Source organism: Vibrio sp. 1-Bac 57 (assembly GCF_037546855.1).
In the GTDB taxonomy this organism is placed as follows: Bacteria; Pseudomonadota; Gammaproteobacteria; order Enterobacterales; family Psychromonadaceae; genus Psychromonas.
On the sequence record NZ_JALAAC010000079.1, the window covers coordinates 1 to 2,476 of the forward strand.

2 protein-coding genes are annotated in these 2,476 nt (G+C 37.9%); one reads left to right on the forward strand and one right to left on the reverse strand.

Annotated features, from left to right (window positions below):
• Positions 1-177 precede the first annotated feature (177 nt).
• Positions 178-1,209, forward strand: coding sequence for a dihydroorotase (gene pyrC, locus MT391_RS20510; RefSeq protein ID WP_499499931.1), 1,032 nt, complete (start codon positions 178-180; stop codon positions 1,207-1,209).
• A gap of 252 nt (positions 1,210-1,461) precedes the next feature.
• Here the strand turns inward: pyrC and MT391_RS20515 are convergent.
• On the reverse strand, positions 1,462-2,476 hold a 1,015-nt coding region (locus MT391_RS20515), incomplete at its 5' end, for an HlyD family secretion protein (protein ID WP_499499933.1).

Consider the following 2,476-nt stretch of genomic DNA (forward strand, 5'->3'; position numbering starts at 1 on the left):
GGTTAATTGAGCATCGAGTTTAAGCTTTTATCAAAAAAACTCGATGCTCAATTTTACTAAAAACATAATACAATCAACGTGATTAATGATAACCACTTAACTAGACCTTTACTTCACCTTTTTATACTTCTAAAATCATCCCCACACTTCCTTCCCCCTTATTATGCGGAGCATTTTATGAGCAGCACACTAACCATTACTCGACCAGACGATTGGCATGTACATTTACGTGATGGATATGTATTAAAAGATACCGTTCGTGATACCAGTCGTTACATGGGCCGCGCGATTGTTATGCCAAATTTAGTGCCTCCCGTGATGACAACCGACAGTGCATTAGCTTATCGTGAGCGGATTTTAGCGGAGCAACCACAAGCCACCTTTACGCCATTAATGGTTATTTATTTAACCGATAACACCAGTGCCGAAGAGATACAAAAAGCCAAAGCATCAGGCCATGTGTATGCCGCTAAACTTTACCCAGCTGGCGCAACAACAAACTCAGATTCAGGGGTAACGGATGTTGATAATATCAAAGCCGCGCTACAGGCAATGCAAGACGTTAATATGCCATTATTGGTACATGGTGAAGTAACTGCACACGACGTTGATATTTTTGACCGTGAAGAAGTTTTTTTGAAAGAAGTACTTGCTCCTATCGTGGCAAGTTATCCGAACCTTAAAATAGTGCTTGAGCATATTACAACGGCTAATGCCGTAGAGTTTGTTAACCAAGCAAGCGACAATGTGGCAGCGACCATCACTGCGCATCATTTAATGTTTAACCGCAATCATATGTTAGTGGGAGGCATTAAACCGCATTTTTATTGCCTGCCTATCCTAAAACGCAATACACACCAAGCAGCCCTTGTTAAAGCGGCAACCAGTGGTAGCAAGAAATTCTTTTTAGGGACAGATTCTGCGCCGCATAGCATTGGCGCTAAAGAATCAGCATGTGGATGTGCTGGTTCTTATACTGCATTTGCTGCTTTAGAGTTATATGCCGAAGTATTTGAAGCTGAAAATGCTCTCGATAAACTAGAGGGTTTTGCAAGTTTTAATGGTCCAGATTTTTATCAACTAGCACGTAATACAGATACCGTGACATTAGAGAAATTATCGTGGGATGTGCCTGCAACATTACAATTTGGTAATGATGTGGTTGTGCCTATTAAAGCTAATGAAATAATGACTTGGAAAGTATTATAATTTTTTCTGATTGGCTGTTAACTATTGACGAGTTAACTATTAGCGAGATATTCGCTGATAGTTAATATAACCCTATTCATTTGATTTAGTTTAATTTGAATGGATAATTATTGGTACAGATAAATTCTGTACCAATAATAAATATTTTATAGCTATAACAGGGTAACCGAATCGATTACTCTACTTTTACAAGCAAGCTTTATCAGCTCGTATTTTATCTATTTACTTTTACCTATTTACTTTTATCTGTGATTAGTGGATAGGAAAAACATAAGATGCCCATGATGACATGCGTAATAATACTTTGCGGATGATAGTCAGCTCCTCGAATTCTTCTGAATATACTGCACTTTGTCCATATGCACCTAGCGGTAAAAGATCACGGTATTGTTCAAAATTAGGGTCTTTAATCTCAAATACAACAGAAATTTCACCCATATGAGACGAAGTAAGATCAACTGAAGATCTATTAGCTTTAACTGCCCCTTCTGCAATATTCGAGACCTTAGTAACTTCAGCGGCAAATACTTTTCCAGGCAAGGCATCAAATATTAACTCTGCGTCATAACCCGCTTTGATTTGTAAAACCTTATTTTGAGGATACCAACTAGCATACTGAAATGAGCTATCTGGAATAAAGAGCATCGCAGGATTTGTTGGCATGGAGGCAACATGTAAACCAGGAAATACCGATATTTGAGTGACATAACCATCACTGTGTGCTCGAACAATTGTATTTCTTAAGTTATAAGTGGCCTCGCTTAATTGTGTATTTAAATCATCAATTATTGCAGCAGCTTTAGCGCTATCAATATCTACTCGCTTGTCTGCATTTGCAGTTTGTAACTCTCGCCCATTTAACTCTTGTTTACTTAATGTTTGCTTACTTAGCTCTTCTTTACTTAGCTCTTCTTTACTCAGATCTAGTGCACTTAAATATTGTTGCTTTGCAGTCACGATTTGCGCCGTTAATTGTGCGACTTTATTTTGATAAGGTAACGGATCAATTCTGAATAAAATATCCCCCTTAGTAATACGAGTATTCGCAGTTATATCAACTGAGAGAACAGTACCTTGAACGACAGGGGTAATCGGTGTAGTTACAAAAGATTGTTTACTCGAGTCTGAATAAGGATGAGTATAGTTAATCAATAAAATTAACGAACTCACTAACACCGCTCCACCTACTATAGCGGTAGGAACTGTCCAGCGATTAAATGGAATACCAAATACTCTAAATATAACCACACAAATTGATAGGTAGCTT